Genomic DNA, 17,361 nt, shown 5'->3' with positions numbered 1-17,361 from the left:
AGCGCGATCGCGACGATTCGTCGATGCATGGTTCCTCCGTTCCTGCCGGGACGGCAGGACGCGTGCGGTCCGGTGCGATCTTTCGCGAGCGTTCATCGAGACTGCGGACAAGGAGGCGGATCAGGAAATTCCGTCTTTCGTTAACGCTCGGTGATCACGCATGTATTTGTTGACTACATTTCGTTACCGGCCGGTGGTCACGCGCGGCAAGCGTGTGGCGCGCATGATCCGCTGTTCACTCGAAGACCTGAGCACGCGGAGCGTGACGGCGATCACAGCGCGGTGCCCATCGTCTCGCTTACGCGCTCGGGCGGCGGAGAATGCAAAGTCGCTCGCGATGCCCGAAATAGCAGCGGAGACAGCGTACTTTCTGAACACGACGATCCCGGTGCTCGCACTGGTTGGCAAGGGTGTGCGCTTTCCGCCCGGCCAGTGGATTCGCATCGCGAGCGGCACGGTGGTGCCGTGGCAAGCGGAAGCCCTGGTTCAGGACCTGTTCCCCTCCCTGCGGGCGAGGGGGCCGTCCTTCCACGTGCTGCTGACGGATTTCGACGTGATGGAATTCGAGCGCGAGTTCTCGTCCCGCTTCGCCTGACTCGACGTTGAAGGCAGCGACCCGCTAGACTGCCGAAGGCTCCTGCGGAGGAGTGGCCGAGAGGGGCTGAAGGCGGTGGGCTTGAAATTCTGACTGCGCTGCCAACACAGGACAGCAGCGGCTAACCCGTGACAATCTCCAGAGTGGAAGCGACGCGCCGCCGTGGCGTGTGTTGTCCGCTCTTCGCCGCATGTAGCAGCCCGCCTGCTACGCCGGTGCTACGCGCTTCAAGGCGGCCAAGAGTGTCAAGGGTGCCACGGCGGGATCTATTTTCACGGAGGTACGGTCCGGAACCGGTCCCAAGCGCTGATCGCTGCCGTCAAAATCGACTCGTTTTGGTCCCGTTGGCGGGTCGCCGATCTGGCATAAAGGAACGGGCAGAACGCGGTTCCCGACAGCTTTGCAGTTCGCTCGAACTCGTATCCGGAGAGCACCACGTGGCTCTTTGGCAATCTCGTCGCCGCCGTCCTCAGCGCTGCGACGGGGCTCGCATCGGCGGCGGGGGCGCAGGAACCCACAGTGCTGCCGTTCGACCTCGCCCTGACAGGATTTGCGGCTGGTGCGAATGCGAAGGAGCGGCGGGAGTGAATTACGCCGACGCCTTCTTAAACCCGCTCACCTTCAGGTCCTTGAATTGGCTCAGCGCTTGGACCGTGATGACGTAGTTCCATGGGATGAGGCAGTCGGGCGGCGACACCGTGATCGTTCTCGAGTCGCCCATCGCCATCCATTGCTCGATGTGGTCGACGCGCAACCAGAAACCGACGCCGCCCTCCTCGCCTGTGCAGTCGCCCAATACCACCCAGCGACTCTGCGGCTGCTTTGTGTCGATTCCAAGGAACGCGCGTGCTGCCTCGTCCGTCAACCACACTGCGTATTTTTGACTTTCCTTCATGGTGTGACCTCGCTTGTTGTGCCGCACTGGCGAACAAGGCTCGCGGAAGGCGTACCTACGCCCGCAGCGGCAGCAATGGAAGTGTCCTGCCTAGCCGATCACGCCGGGGCGCTGCGGGCCCCTTCCCAGGATTCCTCTCAAGAGGAACGGGACTTGCGCAGCCGATCCGCGCTGGGTGCCGCACGTGCGCGTGGAGCGCATCCCGGAGGCCTCGCATTGGGTCCAGGCGGACGCATCTATCGCGGTGCATCAATTGCTGGTTGATTTCATTCGATAGTTGCAAGAGGCGCGCAGCCGGGCGCCCGCTACAATCGGTAGATGCAGGGCATCTGCCTGCTCTTGCTCGCTCTCTCCTGCGCCCACCGACCGGTGGCGTCGAGCGCGTATGCCGTCGCGCGCGCCGAGCCCTCGTCGGCCGGCAACGTGCGGATCAGCGCGACGCGCGATCCACCCGGAGCCGAAGAGCTCGGAATCGTCGAAGCGCACGGGAGCGCGACGCTCGAGGCGGTGCTCTCCGCATTCCGCCAGAGGGTCGCCGGGATGGGCGGCGATTATGGGCGGCTCGACGTCGTCGCCACGAAGAACGCGGTGGTCCAGGAGTCGCGCTCGTACGAGTGCGGTTCGAACCAGACGCACGACGAGACGCGGTTCGTCACCCGCGCGAATCCGGATGGCACCTTCTCCACCGACACGGAGACCGTCTCCGTGACGACGTACGTCTCGCAGACGTGCCGGGAGACGCGCGACGTGGAGGTGGTCACGCTGAGCGTCGTCGGCCGCGCGTTCCGGACGGCGAGGGAGGGACGATGAGGACAATCGCCGCGGTGCTCCTGCTGGCGGTGCTCGGTTGCCGCCACGCTCCGCCCCCGTGGACGCGGAGCGTGTCCTGACGGGCGTGCCTTCCGCCCCGTACACCGGAGCGGTCCGGATCGTGATGAACGGATCGCCGCCCGGCGCGGACTACGACGAAGTCGCCGTGGTCAGCGCGCGAGGGACGAACGGCAACGCCACCCTTGCAGCCGTGCTCGGTGCGCTGCAGGCGGAAGCGCCGCGGCTGGGCTGCGACGCAGTGATTCAGGTCTGCTACGAGCCCGGAGGGCAGGTGTCGTCCGCGACGGGCGTCGCCGTCCGGACCCGGCCCGCCTGGTAGCTGCCGCCTGCCGCAAAAGCGGTAGACTATCAGATGCGTCCTGCCCTGCGCGGCGGAGTCCGCGGGCGGCAACAGCCTCGCGGCTTGTTCGAGGTCGCTGGCCGCATCACGTCTTCCCGCCGGTCTCCCGGATTGCCTCGAGTGCCGCCAGGTCTTGCAGGGCAACGAGTGCCGCTGCCGGCTGTGAGCGTCAGGCGCGGATCTCGCGCCACAGGCGATACGCGTCTTCCGGGGCTGGCACGCCGGCCAATCGGGAAATCTCGCTGGGCGGCCGGGCGGAAATCCCGATGCGCAACGACTCCAAGCCGTTCTCGTAGATGCTTGCGGGCAGGCCGCCCCACGCCGCGATGTCCCAGGAAAGCTCCGCGTGCCGGAGTTCGTCGCGTGCAATGGAGGCGAAGGTGTTCCGGATATCCGCGTCGGCAGCAGCGCTCGCCATCCACGCCGCCGCCAACGCTCCGTAAGTCTCCCGTGCGCATCCTTCCGCGGCATTCTCCGCGACCATCTCAGCCATCGGGCGCACGCGGAACACTTCGATTTCGACGGGCGCCACCGCGCCGCCGAAGTGCACCGCGAGCGCGCATACCATATCCGCGTGCCGGCGTTCGTCCTGCGCGCTCTGCAGTGCTTGTGCGACGAGCCCTGCCGGAGCGCCGTGCACGCTGAGCTCGACGGCGATGCGCTGGAACGCCGGTACGGCCGCCGCTTCCAGGTGCGCCATCCTGCCGAGGAACGTGCCGAGCGCGCTTCCGGCTGCGACCGGGCCCGGCGGGCGCAGTCCGAAAGGCCTGCGGCCGCAGCCGCCTACGTCGTTGCAACAGGAGCACGAGACGCCGACCGTTCCGGTCGTGATCGTTAACCCGCCGTCCAGGGGATACGTGAAGCAGGAATGGATCCGCGCCTCCGCGAACTTGTCCGGGCAAAAGCGAAGACAGTCGCTTCCCGCGTCAGTCGCTTCCGCAGCCGTCACGCGCACGTCGATGGTTTCGAAGCCGCAACGATCCGCGCATCCTACCAATCGTGCAGCAGCGATTGAGACTCCAAACAATCTACGAAGATCTGGCCGCTTCATGTAGGCGCAGACCCTGCCAGCTGGCCGGCGGCCAAGCAAGGGGATCCGTCAAAGGTTGACACTGCACAACGCATGGAGCGACGCTTTCGACGCTGCCGTTCAAACAACACCAATCTTTGCGAACCGATACGGATCGTGAACGAGGACATGACCAAACTCGTGGGAGTCATGTGCCCAGAGACGAGTTGCTAATCGCCGCTGCGTGCGGTCGCAAGGTTCGTGAAGCAATCCGCCACACTCACCTGGCCGCAGCTCAATTTCCCGATCCGCTGCGATCGCTGCGCAAGCCCGAGACGTGCTGATTCTGCAGCGCTGCTACGCTCCGCCTCGACGGCGCCTGAGCCTGTCGGCTAAGGTGCCGTTTTCACTCCTGCGGAGGAGTGGCCGAGTGGCTGAAGGCGGTGGTCTTGAAAACCACTGGCCCGCAAGGGCTCGCAGGTTCGAATCCTGCCTCCTCCGCCATTCCTTGACGAGGGCACAATGGCTCCGACACGAAGGACGTTGCTGAAGACGGCTGGCGTCGCAGCGGTGGCGGGAAAGCTGCTCGCGTCCGGCGAGACGAAGGCGCAGGGCACGCAGACCGTGCAGGGTGGATCCTCGCCGCGCGGATTGACCTACTGCAACCTGCGCAGCGGCGTGGGCGTGAAGCTGGGCGACCGCATCCTCGACGTCGGGCGTGCCGCGCAACAGCTTCACGTGCCGGTGCCCGCGACGACCGACGAAGTGGTCGCCGGAAAGAACGCCGACGGGCTCCGCAAGGTGGTGCAGGCGGCTCCGAAGAACGCGACCGTCGCGGAGAGCGAGGCGCAGTTCGGGCCCTGCATCACGAACCCGGAGAAGATCATCATGCTCGGGTTCAACTACAAGAAGCACGTGATGGAAGTGAAAGTGCCGATGCCCACCGCGCCGGTGCTCTTCAACAAGTACAACAACTCGCTCCTGGCGCACCGGGGAACCATCCGCCTCCCGATCAAGGTGGCGAAGAAGTTCGACTACGAAGTCGAGCTGCAGGTGATCATGGGGAAGACCGCGCGCGACGTCAGCGAGGAAGAGGCGCTGAACTACGTGTTCGGCTACGCCACCGGCAACGACTTCTCCGCCCGCGATCTCCAGCTCCGCGACGGCAGGCAGGGATCCCAGTTCATGATCGGCAAGACGCCGGACGGTTTCATGCCCATCGGACCTTACCTGGTCGGGGCGGAGCTCGTCGGCGATCCGCAGAAGCTCGCCATCGAATGCAGCGTCAACGGAGAGCGCAGGCAGTCCTCGAACACGTCGGACATGATCTTCAGCGTCGCGAAGATCATCGCCTACGCGTCGTCCATCTTCACCCTCAAGCCCGGCGACGTCTTCTCCACCGGCACGCCGGAAGGCGTGATCCTCGGCAAACCCGAGGCCGAGCAGGTGTGGCTCAAGGCGGGCGACAAGGTCGCCTGCAGGGTGGAGAAGCTCGGCGAGCTGGCGTTCCAGCTCGCCTGAGCCTCACAGGCTGAAGATCGCCGCGGCCGCCAGCACTAGCACGAGCGTAATCGCGGTGATCGTCAGCTCCGCCAGCGCCCCGACGACGAAGGGCCGGACGCCCTGCCGCTTGATCTCGCGGAAGTCCGTCTTCAGTCCCACGCCGGCGAACGTGAGCAGGAACGCCCAGCGCGACAGGTTCGCGAGCGAGGCGATCTGTACCTTGTCGAAGACCTGGAGCGTCGCCAGCAGCGAGACGAAGAGGAATCCCAGGACGAACTTGGGAAACTTCTGCCAGAGGAACGCAGCCTTGCCCTGCACCGTCTTCGCCTGACCGCGGGAGGCCCAGTAGATTGCGTACGCGAGCACGACGAAGCCGATCATCGCGTTGCGCGTCGACTTGGTGAGAACGGCCACCTTGCCCGCGACATCGGAGTAGATGGCGCCTGCCGCCGCGGCCTCCGCCGTGTTGTCCACGGCCAGACCGGCCCAGACGCCGAAGGCATGGTCGCTCATGTGCAGCAGATGGCCGATGGCCGGGTACGCGAAGAGGCCGAATGCGCCGAGGGCCAGGATGGCCGCGATGGCAAACGTCGCGTCGTCGTCGTCGGCCTCGATGGCGCCCTTGGCGGCGATGATCGCCGACACGCCGCAGATCGACGAACCGATCGCGAGCAGGCTGGTGAGCTTCGGCTTGAGGCGGAACCAACGGCCGAGCAGCGTCATGACCCCGATCGCGACGGCCAGCTCGATGGCCACCAGCGCCAGCGAGACGCGGCCGAGCTTCAGCACGTCCCCGAGGAGGAAGCGCGCGCCCAGGAGCACGATGCCCGCCTTGAGCCAGAAATCGTACGTGGCCACTCCGGGGCGGAAGATCTGCGCCACACCGACGGTGTTCGCGATGATCAGACCGAAGACGATCGCCCAGAGCACGTACTCGATGTTCGGCAGCGCCAGATGGTGCGCCTTGCCGTAATCGCGCAGCAGCGCCTCGGTGACCTTCCCGAGGTAGCCGATGGCAAAGAGCAGCGCCACGCCGGGAAGGAGCCGCAACAAGCGCCAGGGCAACGCGACCGCCGGCCTCTGTAGTGCAATGGCCTCGCTCATCTCACCACCCCACCGTCAGGTTGATCGACTTCACCAGGGCCACCGAGGCCAGGGCCGCGAGCACCGCCCACCAGTCCAACGACACTCTCTTCAGCACGTTTACCTCCGGGTTCAAGCCGCGCATTCGCCTTCCGTGGTCTGCACTTCGAACGCCTTTTGTTCGCCAAGATCGACGAAGTCTTCGGGAGCGGGGTGATCGAGCGGCTCGAGATCCGCGAGCACCTCCGAAACCCGCTGCGGCGAGAGGCGGCCGAGGACCTGCGCCGCCGACTCGCCGGGAGACGCCTCGCGCACTGCCAGGTCCGCCAGACGCCGCACCGCCTCCGGCACCTTCCTGGCGGGAACCTTCGCCGCGAGCCGGCCGAAACGTGCCTGCTCCGCCCCGAGCTCTCCTCCGACGTAGAGGTGGTATTGCGGCACCGCGCGGCCATCGACCTTGCGCACCGAGCCCTGCAGCCCGATCCCGGCGACGTAATGCTGTCCGCAGCCGTTCGGGCAGCCGGAGATCTTGATCGGCAAGCTCTCGCCCCGGTCGGCCAGCGCCGTGGTCAGCGCGTCGGCCATGCCCCGCGACTGCGTCACGGCAAGGCGGCAGGAGTACGCGCCGGGGCAACTGACCACGTCGGAGATCGAGAGGGCGCCGGGCCGTGCCAGTCCGGCGGCGGCGAGCGCCGCATGGAGCGAAGCGAGGTGCGAGCGGCCGACGAAGCGCAGCAGCGCGTTCTGCTCGACGGTCGTGCGCAGCTCGCGCTCGGCGCTGAACTCCTCGGCGATGTCCGCCAGGGCGTGGAATTGCGCCGCCGTCAGATCTCCGAGCGGGATGCGGATCGCGACCGCCGCCAGCTCGGGGTCGCGCTGCGGACGCACGTTGGTGCGCACGAACTCCTCGAAGCCGGGGTGAGGCGAGCGGCGGCAAGGCGTTGGGACCGGACGGAGCGCACCGGGCGGGCCGGGCGAGACCGGCCTCGGCGGCACCGACGCGCGCTCCTCGTGGTACTGCCGGAGGAACTCTTCCGCCCCCAGCTTTTCGACCACGAACTTGAGCCGCGCGCGATGGCGATGTTGCCGGTCGCCGGTCCGGTTGAAGAGGCGAACGACCGCTTCGCAGATGTCGACCACTTCCTCCGCCGGCGCGAAGTCGTGGGCAAGGATCCCGGTGCGCCGCAACGTCGATAGCCCGCCCGCCACCGTGACGCGGAATCCGGGCCGCCCGTTACGCTCACGGGCGAGGAACCCGATGTCGTTGAACGAGGCGCCGACGCAGTCGAATCCGCAGCACCCGCCGAAGGCGATCTTGAACTTCCGCGGCAACGACGACGAGAGCGGGCCGCGCAGCAGGTGGCGCGTGACCGCCTCCGCATAGGGCGTGGTGTCGAACGGCTCCAGTCCGGATGCACCCGCGTACGGGCAGGCAGTGACGTTCCGGACGGAGTTGCCGCAGGCCTCGCGCGTGGTCAGGCCCGCCTCGGCGAGGACACGCAAGGCGTCGTCGGTCTGCGCGAGGTGCACGAAGTGGAATTGGACATTCTGGCGCGTCGTGATGTGGCCGCGACCGGTGGACAACCGCTCGGCGACGTCCGCCAGCGCTCGGAGCTGCGCCGGCGTGAGGACACCTTGGGGGATCTTGACGCGGACCATCATCGCGTCGCCCTCCTGGCGCTGGCTGTAGACGCCGTTCACCAGGCGGAACTGTTTCCACGCGTCGGCGGAGATCTCACCGCGCTCGAACTTGCCGAGCATCGCTACGAACGCATCCAGGTCCTTCTCGTCGGCGAACCCGAGACGGGCGGGGCCGAGCGTCTTGCTATCGAGCAGCGGCACGTTGACCTCCTGCGTGTGCGGTGTGAAGGCGGTCGGCGAGAGCGACGGTGGAGCCGACCACGATGATTCCCGGCGCCCCGCTGCGCGGAGCGGACGCGACACCCGCGAGGGTCCCCCGCCAGGCGGAAGCGTCGGGGAGCGAAACCGAAAACAGGATTGCCGCCGGAGTATCGGCGGGCCATCCGCGGGCAAGGAGCAACGCGGAGGTCGACGCGCGCGTTGCGATCCCCATCAGGATCACCAGCGTCGCGGAGCCAGGCGACAGAGAGCGGAGCACGGGTCCATAGGCCTCCTCCGCATGTCCGGAGACGACGAGGAAGGCCGAGGCCAGCCCGCGGTGCGTGACCGGAATGCCGCTCAGCGCCGGCGCAGCCACCGCCGAGGACACGCCGGGTACGATCTCGCAGGGCACACCCGCTTCCGCGAGCGCGAGCGCTTCTTCCCCGCCGCGGCCGAACACGACGGGGTCGCCGCTCTTCAGCCTGACGATGCGCTCGCCGCGCAGCGCGCGGCGGATCATCACCCGCTCGATGGTCTCTTGCTCGATGGAGTGACGTCCGGCGCGCTTGCCGACATATGCCCAACGCGCCTGCGGAGCGTGACGAAGGGCGGCGCGATCCACCAGCGCGTCGTACAGGACCAAATCCGCGGCGCGGAGCCGGTCGACGGCGCGCAACGTGAGCAGGTCGGGATCGCCGGGGCCTGCGCCGACCAGCGAGACGAAACCTCTCATGCGACCTCCCGGTACAGCTCGTTGAGCGCGCGCAGCAGCAGCGGTCTGCGCCGCGCGAGGGCCACGCCGTCCGCCTTCCAGTGGGTGCGGAGCTCCTGCGCAACTTCCGCCCAGGACTCGAGGTCGTCCGGCAGCAGCGCCTGCAGCGCCTCGCGCAGCAAGCCGGCCAGCGCTGGCGCGCGGCCGTCGGTGGAAACCGCCACCGTGACGCCGCCCTTGCGGAACACTCCGCCGAGCCAGGCGCTGGCGGAGTCGGTGTCGTCGACCGCATTGACGAACACCCCGTGGATCTCCGCGGCGCCCGCGACCGCCCGGTTGACTTGGGCGGTTGCCGCGGCGACGACGAACCACGTTCCCTCGAGGTCTTCGGGGACGAACTCGCGCTGCTCGATGCGGACTCCAGGCCGCCGGAGCGAGTCCAGGATGGCCGGGGCAACCACGGTAACGCGAGCGCCGGCGGCGATGAGTCCGCCGATCTTCGCCGAGGCGACGTTGCCTCCGCCGACGAGCAAAACGGAACGGCCTTGCAGGTGCAAAAAGACGGGGTACGAATCCACGGACAGCTCCTTGCGGGAAAGTCACGGCGCCGACGGGGAGCCGGGCGGGCAAGGAGCTGAGGGACGATGAGGAGTGATTCGCCGTCAGGCTCGTGCGCGCGCCCGGCACGACATGCCGGGGCGACAACAACATGCGCACTTGCTCTGCATTCGAGGCGACATCGGCCGCGATCGATAACGGAGGTACCCTCGACCTGTCAAGTCAGGCTGGCAACGGCCTCGATCGCCCGCCGGGCGGAACGGCGTCCGCGAACGAATGGACCGTGGCCAGCTCGTCGAATTGGTGCTGGAAGCCGGTTTCGCGCCGGAACAGGGCCGCGTCCACCACGATCGGATACTTGATGTGCGCGAGTGCGCCGCGCGAGAGGCGGGGCAAGCCGGCGCGCCCGAGGAGGAACGCGAGCGCAACTTCTGGCAGGGGCACCGTCCGGCGCCGGGCCTCGTGCGCGATCAAGCTCAGGGGAAGCGGCTGCGGTCCGGCCACGTTGTAGATGCCGCGCAGCTTCGAGGAGAGCGCGGTGACGATCGCGTTCGCCGCATCGTCCTCGTGGAGGAACTGGAACAGAGGGTCGAAGCCCAGAACCATCGGCACGAACCGGGCATTGAGGAAGCTCGCCAGCGTCCCGTGTGCGGACGGTCCGAGGGTGTAGCAGACGCGCAAGACCGCGGTGTGCAGATCGGGAATCCTCCACAGCGCATTGGCCGCGTAGAGATCGGCAGCCACCAGATCGGCGAGCTCCGGATAGGCGCCCAGTTCCTGCGGCGGCTCCGCTTCGGTGTGGTAGAGCGGCGCCTCGGGCCCGGCGCCGTAGTAGGTGTGACGGCCGACGAAGATCACCTGGCGGACGCCGTGATTTGCGCAGTGCTCGAACACCGCCCGGGTACCTCCGAGGTTGATCCGGTAACGCTCCTCCGGGTCGGCGAGCAGGGCGGAGATGGTGGCCATGTGAATCACGGCCTCGGGGCGGTGCCGCCGGAAGACGTCCTCCGCCGCGCGCTTGCGGATGTCCACACGGTGCAGCTCGACTTCGCGCGGTGCGTCCGGCCAGCCGCGCGGATCGATGCCGATCACCTCGTGCCCGGCGGCCAGGAGCCGTCGGGCGACGTTGCGCGCGAGCAGGCTGGCGATGCCTGGAAGCACCACCTTCATCGTCGGGCCCGCTCGATGAGGCCCGCGATCCGCGCTTTCACTTCGTCGGCGCGGCGGTGCATGGTGTCGTCGTCCTCGGCGCCGCCCCCTTCGAATCGCATCGGTTCGCCGAAGTGCACCGACAGGCCGACGGGTCGCGGCAACGGCAAGAGCCATGGAGTCACCGGCAAGTATGGAAGCCCGAGCAGGTTCCCGACCTTGTAGAGGTTCGTCACCGTCGGGATGGCATCGCCTCCACCGAGGAATGCGAAGGGCACGATGGGACTCTTCGTGCGCAGCGCGAGCCGCATGAACCCGCTGCCGAAGTCGACCAGCGAGTACCGGTCTTTCCACAGCTTCGCCGTCCCGCGCGCGCCTTCGGGAAAGACCAGCAGCAGTCGTTCCGATTCCAGCAAACGCTGCGCGTGCTCCGGCAAGCCGGTCAGCTGCCCGCAGCGCGCCGTCCATACCGACGCGAACGGGAGGCGGTTGATGAACTTCTCCGCCATGCCCTGGGCGAGACGCGGCGGCTCCATCTCGAGGAAGCAGGAGGCGATCACCATTGCGGCGTCGATCGCGATTCCGCCGGAGTGATTGCCGACCAGCATCGCCCGCCCGCGCGCAGGAACATGCCCGATCCCGGAGCAGCGCACCCGGAAGTAGCTCCGATAGAGGACGGCCAGCGCGCGGAAGGCAACGGTCAGATGCCATTTCGAGGCGCCGTATTCGTCCACGCCACGGGCATCGAACGGCAGTTCCAGCCGGTCGACGCGCTCGGCGATCTCGTCGGGCATCGCGGCGCGCAGTCTACACGAACCGGATCCCTTCCCTTGCGGTTGGCCGTAGAATGGAGCTTCTCCGGAGGAACCGCATGCGCCTGGTCGCCGTCTCCCTCGCCTTCTCCTTGCTCGCCGCGCCCGCGTTCGCCCGCAGAAGCTCGAGCAAGGGCCCGCGCGCCGGCGGTTACTGCTCGAAGAGCGCCGTGGGAACGACGTCGACGGACAAGAAAGGCGTGACGCTGGAATGCAAGGCTGACGGCAGGGGGCGGGCGCGCTGGACCAGGAAGTAGCTTCCGGACCTACTGCCCGCTTCCATCCGGACGCCGCAGCGTGTTTGATTGGCGTATGACGCGCCGCAGGGTCTTCGTCGTCGCCGCCGAATACAGCGCCAGCCCGCGCGATCTTCAGCCGGAGCGGCGGCGTCGCGACTTCTTCGGCGCGCCGCATCAAGAACTTCGCCCCGGCGAGGCGTCGCACCTGTTCTTTAGATATCCCAACCGCAGCGACGACGGCCGGACGCGTCCGGACGAATGGCAGAAGGCGTTCGGCATCCGCGAACCCATCGGGCTTCCCGATCTCCTCGCGTCCGCCGCGCACCGCGCGCTCACCACGCTGCACGAGCTGACCGGCGCCGACTGGCGGCGCACCTGCGACTCCATCACCGACATGCTGGTCACCTCGATGCCGGGTCTCGATCCCAACGAGCGCGTCAACATCGGGCTGGTCCCGCAGGCGCTGCAGGTGCAACTCGGCCTCTCCGCGCGCGCGCGGGCGCAGTTCGTGGTGGGAACCTCGGACAGCGGCGCGCAGGCGTTCGCGGAGGCAGTCCGGGCAGCCCGCACCGCGGAGCACCCCGCCACCATCCTCGTGCTCGCCGGGCAGATCATCCCCGGCGGTTACGCGTCGCAATACCAGATCCGCACCGTGCTGGGAGAGGACGACCAGGCCCGTGGGCTCGACATGCTCGCGGTCGGCGATCTGATCATGGACGTGATGCGGCGCAGCTTCGATCTGCCGCCGGGCGAGTTGGAGTCGCTTCTCGCGCGCGTTGCCGCCCGCAAGGCGCAGGTCGGCGCCAACTACCCGGCGGGAATCAACGCCGGAAAGCCCTTCAAGCGGGACACGCCGCGGACCCCTTGGTTCGACGCGACCGACATCGCGGTGCCTTGCTGCGGCGCCGCCGCCACCATCGTCACCTCCGACGACGCTCTGATCGAGGCGGTCGCCTCCTCGAAGAGCGCGCGCTTCAGCACCACCCCGCTCACGGAAGTGCTCGGCCTCGGCGATGGGTCGACGAACCCCGATCTCCTCCACCGCAAGACCCCGCTGCTCTTCGCCCCCGCCGTGTACGGGGCGCTCGCCGGCTGCGCGGACGATGCCCAAGTCCCCGTATCGACCTTCACCTCCTGCGCCTTCGGCGTGGTCCACGACGCCTTTCCCAGCATCGAGCTGTCGTTTCTGCTCGCCCTCGGGCTCGGCTGGGACCGCTCGACGGAGCGGATGGCGGAGGGCTGGTCGAACCCCGTCGGCGGCCTCTTGACGTTTGGTCACGCTCTGGGCGCCTCCGGCCTGGTGCAGATCAACAAGGCGCACCATCTCTTCTGCGTCGACCGCCGCTACCTGCTCGAGGCGGAATCGCGCCAGGGCTTCCGCGAGGACGGCGCGCTGGCGTTCACCACGTCCGTCGGTGGACCGCTTTCGCATATCGTCTGCTCGCTCCTGCGTGGCGGCCACCAGGAGCAGCGGCCGCCCCGCCAGCGTCGGGATCCCAACGGTCAGTCTCCGATCAGCGCCGCGTGGGAGGCCAAGGCGCGGCTGCTCCGCGTCCTGCTGCCTTCGCAGTTGCGCGCCGTCCCGAACGCATGGCTGGTGGAGGGAACGACGTCGGTCAGCATCCGCAGCTGCCTGCGCGCGCTCAGCGCCGAGGACGTCGCGCACCTCGACTTCGAGGGGCTCGAAAAGCTGGTGGTTCCGCAGTCGCTGCCCGAGCTGCGCAATCGGCTGCGCGCCGTGGTGCGGGTCGCGCAACAGGAAAGCGAACGCCTCAGCTCCATGTTCGACGTCTTCCGCCTGCTCACCGACGAAATCCGGGAGATCGCCGCCGAGTGCCGCACGCATGGGCGTCTCCGCCCCGAGGCGGCAGGCCTCGACGAACGCCGCATCGTCGACCGCCTGAAAGAGGCGCTGCGCGTCTCGCTCGTCGTCCTCTCCCGGCCCACAGAAGATGGAGCACACCGAACGGTGTGCTTCGTCGGACCGGGTGAGCTGCAAGACGCAGACTTCGTCACCGCAGAGAGCCTGCGGAGGCTCGACGCGGGCCCGGAAATGCTGCCCTTCTGGACGGTTCGTGCGGTGCGGCCCGAGCAAGCCCCGGAGGCGCCGGCGAGCGGCGAAGCCGAGCGCCTGGGCGAGATCGCCGCCCGCGGGCCGCGCACCGCCGCGGAGCTTCGCCTGCTCCGGACCTGGTTTTCGCTCGATCCTCCGCGGCCGCTGCTCGAGCGCGCGATGCGCGACGCGGGACTTTCCCTACCGCCGCGGGCGCCGGTCCGCGCCGTCTTCTACGCCGGCGAAGTGGCCGACCCGGGATCCCAGCTCACAGCCCGCGAAGCGCACGAGCTGCTCGGATTCGTCGCCCATCGCGCGCGCGCGTTCCTCGAAGCCTATGGTTCCGCAGCCACCCAGGTCGGTCCGGTGCTGTCGGTCGTCGCCTTCGAGCGCTTGCCTGCGCGCACCGGCGTCGAAGCGGCGCTCTTCAGCGCCGCCCGTTTCGCGCAGGAGATCGCCCGCAGCTCGCTCGATCAGGGCGTCATCGTCCGCGCCGCCGTCTGCGCCGGGGAAGGGGTGCTCTTCGAGGACGTCAACGGGAGGTCGGCGGTCGCGTCGCCAGCATCGCGCAGGGCCGCCGATCTGCTCGCGGCGGCGCGCGAGATCGCCCCCGACCGCGCCGCGTTCGCGCTCGAAGGCGCCTCGGAGCTGGTCGTTGCGCTCCTCGGCCAGCGGCTGACGGGCTGGGAGCGCGCGCCGGAGGGGGCGGACGGGACCGCGGTCTGGCTCGGCCCCCGCACCTGACGCACGCGCGGCCGTCGGCTATGGCCGGACGGTCCGTTCGGCGGCGACGTTGGATCCGGGCACGGGGAACCCACGCTTGCGCATCAATGCGCCGATGTCCGGATCGCGACCGCGGAATGCCCGGTACGCGACCGCCGGGTCGACGGTGTTGCCCGCGCTGAAGACGTGATCGTGGAGCCGCTTCGCCACCGCCTTGTCATACGGGCCGGCGCCCTCGAGGAACGCCTCCCACGCGTCGGCCGAGAGCGTGTCCGACCAGAGATAGCTGTAGTACCCGGCCGAATACCCGTCTCCGGCGAAGGCGTGGCCGAATTGCGCGGTCCGATGTCGCATCACGATCTCCGAAGGCATTCCGAGCTGCGCGAGCGTATCGCGCTCGAACTGCCGCGGATCGATCGGGACCTCGCCGGCAAGATGCAGCTTCATGTCGACCACCGCGCTGGCGAGATACTCCACGGTGATGAACCCCTGGTTGAACCTCTGGGCGCGCTCGATCTTCTGGACCGTCTCGGCGGGAACCGGTGCTCCGGTCCGGAAGTGCAGGGCGAAGCGATCGAGGACCGGGCGCGTATAGAGCCAGCGCTCGAGGAGCTGGGAAGGGAACTCGACGTAGTCGCGCGGCACTGACGTGCCGGAGAGGGCCGGATACGTGACGTTGGAGTTCAGCCCGTGCAGCGCGTGCCCGAACTCGTGGAAGAGCGTCCGCGCGTCGTCCCAGCTGATGAGGATGGGCTCGCCGGGTTTGCCCTTCACGAAGTTGGCGTTGTTGGAAACGATCACCGGCACGTCGTGGTCGAGGTGCCACTGGCGCCGGTACTCGTTCATCCACGCGCCGGATCGCTTTCCGGGGCGAGCGTACGGGTCGAAGTACCAGAGGCCAACGTGCTTTCCCGCCGCGTCCGTGACCCGAAAGACGCGGACGTCCGGGTGGTAGATGGGGACCGAGCCGTCCGCCAGCGGCGCAAAGCGCAGGCCGAAGAGCTCCCCCGCGACCCAGAACATGCCCTCCCGCAGCTTCTCCAACTGCAGGTAAGGCTTCACGTCGTTCTCGTCGAGATCGTACTTCGCCTTGCGGACCTTCTCCGCATAGAAGCGGTAGTCCCAGGGAGAGATGCGGATGCCCGCTCTCTCGCGGTCGGCGATGGCTTGCATGTCGGCGACTTCCTCGTGCACGCGCGCCACCGCCGGCTTCCACACCGCTTCCATCAGCCCGACCGCGCGCTCCGGCGTCTTGGCCATCGAATCCTCGAGCCGCCAGTGCGCGTGTGTCGGATAGCCGAGAAGCTTGGCCCGCTGTGCGCGGAGCTTGAGGATCTCCGCGATGGCAGCGTTGTTGTCGCGCGCGCCGCCGTTGTCGCCGCGCATGATGAACATCCGCCACACCTTCTCGCGCAGGTCGCGGCGGGTCGACAGGGTCAAGAACGGATCGACGCTCGAACGCGTGTTGACGACGGCCCACTTTCCCGCCTGGCCGCGACTGGCGGCCGCGGAAGCGGCGGCCTCGCGCAGCGCCAGGGGCAACCCGGCGAGATCCGATTCCTGCTCGAGCACGACCATCTGGGTGCTCTCCTCGGCGAGGAGGTTCTGGCTGAACTTCGTGTAGAGCGAGGCGAGCTGCTGGTTCAGATCGGAAAGACGCTTCTTGGCGGGATCGTCGAGCTTCGCGCCGGCGCGAGAGAACGTCGTGTAGTCGAGCCAGAGCAGCCGCTGCTGCTCCGGATTGAGGCCGAGCCGATCGCGCGCCTCGTACACCGCGGCGATGCGCGCGAAGAGCCGGCCGTTCTGGAAGATCTTGTCGTTGAAGGCGGCGAGCTTCGGTGCCATCTCGGTCTCGATGGCCTGGACCTTCGCGTCGTTCATCGTCGAGGTGTAGATGCCGTAGATGGTGCTGACCCGATCGAGAGTCAGGCCGGTCCTCTCCATCGCCACGATGGTGTTCTCGAACGTCGGGGCGTCCGGGCTCTGGGCGATGCGATCGATCTCCTCCAGGTTCTCGGCCATCGCGGCTTCCAGCGCCGGTGCGATGTCCTCGACCTTGAATTTCCCGAAGGGCGGGATCCCGCCGTACGGGCCCGACCAGGGCACGAGCAGCGGATTGTTCGCGTCGGGCGCCTTGGCCATCGCCTTGTCCGGTGCCGGCGGCTGCGTCGCGCAAGCCGCGGCGAGCGCCACCAATCCCACGATCACGGCGCTTCTGCGAAGATCGATCATCTGTCCTCTCCTCATCCGAAGATCCCGGCGGTCAGGCCGCCATCGATCGAGATCGTCTGACCCGTCACGTAGCCCGCGGGCTCGCCGCAGAGGAACACCACCAGCGGGGCGTATTCCGCGGGAGAAGCTGCACGTTTCATGGGGATGCCGGCTGCGGCGGCGGCCATCTTTGACGGCGTGTCGTAAAGCGACCGAAGCCGGTCGGTCTCCACCAGTCCGGTGGCGATGGTGTTGACCGTGATCCCCTCGGACGCGACTTCCGAAGACAGCGTCTTCAAGGCCGCGGTCACCGACGCGCGCAAGGCGTTGGACAAGACCATGCCTGCGAACGGCTGTTTCACGACGACCGACTCGAGCGCGACGATGCGTCCCCACTTTCGGGCGCGCATGCCCGGCAGGACGGCATGGACCAGCCGCAGCGCGCTCTGCAGCGTCAAAGCGTAGGCGGCGTCCCAATCGGCCGGCGCCGTCTGCGTGAACGTTCCCGGTTTCGGTCCGCCTCCGTTGACGATCAGCAGTTCCGCGGGGCCCATCTCCCGCTCGACCGATGCGGTCAGTCTCTGCAGCGAGACGGCATCCGTCAGATCGACGGTGAACGCCCGCGCCTCCTGCGCTCCGGCGGCCGTCGCGCGCCGGGCAACGTCCTCCAGCCGCTCGCGCCGCCGGGCGGCAACGGCGAGCCGGACGCCTTCGCGAGCGAGGCCGAGCGCTACCGCTTCGCCGATCCCCGAGCTCGCGCCCGTGACGAGCGCGACTTTTGCGCGGATGCCGAGATCCATGGCGCG

Annotated in this window: 14 protein-coding genes, 1 tRNA gene and 1 pseudogene; 7 read left to right on the top strand and 9 right to left on the bottom strand. The window is 68.1% G+C overall.

The window, feature by feature from the left end:
* Positions 1 to 160: 160 nt before the first annotated feature.
* The gene (locus E6J58_17110) at positions 161 to 595 is read left to right on the top strand and encodes a hypothetical protein (protein TMB35169.1); all 435 of its coding nucleotides are present in this window, start codon (positions 161 to 163) and stop codon (positions 593 to 595) included.
* Positions 596 to 1,184: 589 nt separating this feature from the next.
* On the opposite strand, the gene E6J58_17105 is transcribed toward E6J58_17110, so the two are convergent.
* Positions 1,185 to 1,490 (bottom strand): hypothetical protein, encoded by a 306-nt coding sequence (locus E6J58_17105; GenBank protein ID TMB35168.1) that lies wholly within the window; start codon positions 1,488 to 1,490, stop codon positions 1,185 to 1,187.
* A 318-nt stretch (positions 1,491 to 1,808) separates the two neighbouring features.
* Here E6J58_17105 and E6J58_17100 point away from each other — a divergent pair, with 318 nt between their 5' ends.
* Together E6J58_17100 and E6J58_17095 are read left to right on the top strand one after the other, a co-directional pair.
* On the top strand, positions 1,809 to 2,300 hold the full coding sequence (locus E6J58_17100) for a hypothetical protein (protein ID TMB35167.1): 492 nt from the start codon (positions 1,809 to 1,811) through the stop codon (positions 2,298 to 2,300).
* 58 nt (positions 2,301 to 2,358) lie between these two features.
* Positions 2,359 to 2,640, top strand: coding sequence for a hypothetical protein (locus E6J58_17095; GenBank protein TMB35166.1), 282 nt, complete (start codon positions 2,359 to 2,361; stop codon positions 2,638 to 2,640).
* A gap of 190 nt (positions 2,641 to 2,830) precedes the next feature.
* Here the strand turns inward: E6J58_17095 and E6J58_17090 are convergent, their stop codons facing one another.
* Complete coding sequence (locus E6J58_17090; GenBank protein TMB35165.1) at positions 2,831 to 3,361, bottom strand: hypothetical protein; 531 nt, start codon at positions 3,359 to 3,361, stop codon at positions 2,831 to 2,833.
* 725 nt (positions 3,362 to 4,086) lie between these two features.
* Between E6J58_17090 and E6J58_17085 the strand changes: the two genes are divergently transcribed.
* Both E6J58_17085 and E6J58_17080 read left to right on the top strand, forming a co-directional pair.
* Positions 4,087 to 4,174, top strand: a tRNA-Ser gene (locus E6J58_17085).
* Between the two features lie 18 nt (positions 4,175 to 4,192).
* Entirely contained in the window at positions 4,193 to 5,191 is a 999-nt protein-coding gene (locus tag E6J58_17080; GenBank protein TMB35164.1) for a fumarylacetoacetate hydrolase family protein, read from the top strand.
* Between the two features lie 3 nt (positions 5,192 to 5,194).
* Here E6J58_17080 and E6J58_17075 read toward each other — a convergent pair whose 3' ends face one another.
* The 5 genes and pseudogenes from E6J58_17075 to E6J58_17055 all read right to left on the bottom strand — a co-directional run bounded on the left by E6J58_17075 (position 5,195) and on the right by E6J58_17055 (position 11,311).
* The gene (locus tag E6J58_17075) at positions 5,195 to 6,277 is read right to left on the bottom strand and encodes a putative sulfate exporter family transporter (GenBank protein TMB35163.1); all 1,083 of its coding nucleotides are present in this window, start codon (positions 6,275 to 6,277) and stop codon (positions 5,195 to 5,197) included.
* 111 nt (positions 6,278 to 6,388) lie between these two features.
* The gene (locus tag E6J58_17070) at positions 6,389 to 8,017 is read right to left on the bottom strand and encodes a nitrite/sulfite reductase (protein ID TMB35171.1); all 1,629 of its coding nucleotides are present in this window, start codon (positions 8,015 to 8,017) and stop codon (positions 6,389 to 6,391) included.
* A gap of 64 nt (positions 8,018 to 8,081) precedes the next feature.
* Positions 8,082 to 9,394: pseudogene (cobA, locus tag E6J58_17065) on the bottom strand (uroporphyrinogen-III C-methyltransferase).
* A 196-nt stretch (positions 9,395 to 9,590) separates the two neighbouring features.
* The gene (locus E6J58_17060) at positions 9,591 to 10,538 is read right to left on the bottom strand and encodes an SDR family oxidoreductase (GenBank protein TMB35162.1); all 948 of its coding nucleotides are present in this window, start codon (positions 10,536 to 10,538) and stop codon (positions 9,591 to 9,593) included.
* Positions 10,535 to 11,311 (bottom strand): acyltransferase, encoded by a 777-nt coding sequence (locus E6J58_17055; GenBank protein TMB35161.1) that lies wholly within the window; start codon positions 11,309 to 11,311, stop codon positions 10,535 to 10,537. Before E6J58_17055 ends, E6J58_17060 begins: the two co-directional genes overlap by 4 nt.
* Positions 11,312 to 11,388: 77 nt before the next feature.
* Here E6J58_17055 and E6J58_17050 point away from each other — a divergent pair, with 77 nt between their 5' ends.
* Together E6J58_17050 and E6J58_17045 are read left to right on the top strand one after the other, a co-directional pair.
* Positions 11,389 to 11,586, top strand: coding sequence for a hypothetical protein (locus tag E6J58_17050; protein ID TMB35160.1), 198 nt, complete (start codon positions 11,389 to 11,391; stop codon positions 11,584 to 11,586).
* 55 nt (positions 11,587 to 11,641) lie between these two features.
* Positions 11,642 to 14,365: a hypothetical protein gene (locus E6J58_17045; GenBank protein TMB35159.1), complete on the top strand. Its 2,724-nt coding sequence runs from the start codon at positions 11,642 to 11,644 to the stop codon at positions 14,363 to 14,365.
* Between the two features lie 18 nt (positions 14,366 to 14,383).
* Here the strand turns inward: E6J58_17045 and E6J58_17040 are convergent, their stop codons facing one another.
* Both E6J58_17040 and E6J58_17035 read right to left on the bottom strand, forming a co-directional pair.
* Entirely contained in the window at positions 14,384 to 16,576 is a 2,193-nt protein-coding gene (locus E6J58_17040; GenBank protein TMB35158.1) for a M3 family metallopeptidase, read from the bottom strand.
* Between the two features lie 11 nt (positions 16,577 to 16,587).
* Positions 16,588 to 17,355 (bottom strand): SDR family oxidoreductase, encoded by a 768-nt coding sequence (locus tag E6J58_17035; protein TMB35157.1) that lies wholly within the window; start codon positions 17,353 to 17,355, stop codon positions 16,588 to 16,590.
* Positions 17,356 to 17,361: the final 6 nt, after the last annotated feature.

This window comes from Deltaproteobacteria bacterium, from assembly GCA_005879535.1.
GTDB lineage: Bacteria > Myxococcota > Myxococcia > Myxococcales > 40CM-4-68-19 > 40CM-4-68-19.
The sequence above is the reverse complement of the archived record's forward strand: the minus strand, read 5'-3'. Positions and strand labels throughout refer to the sequence as shown.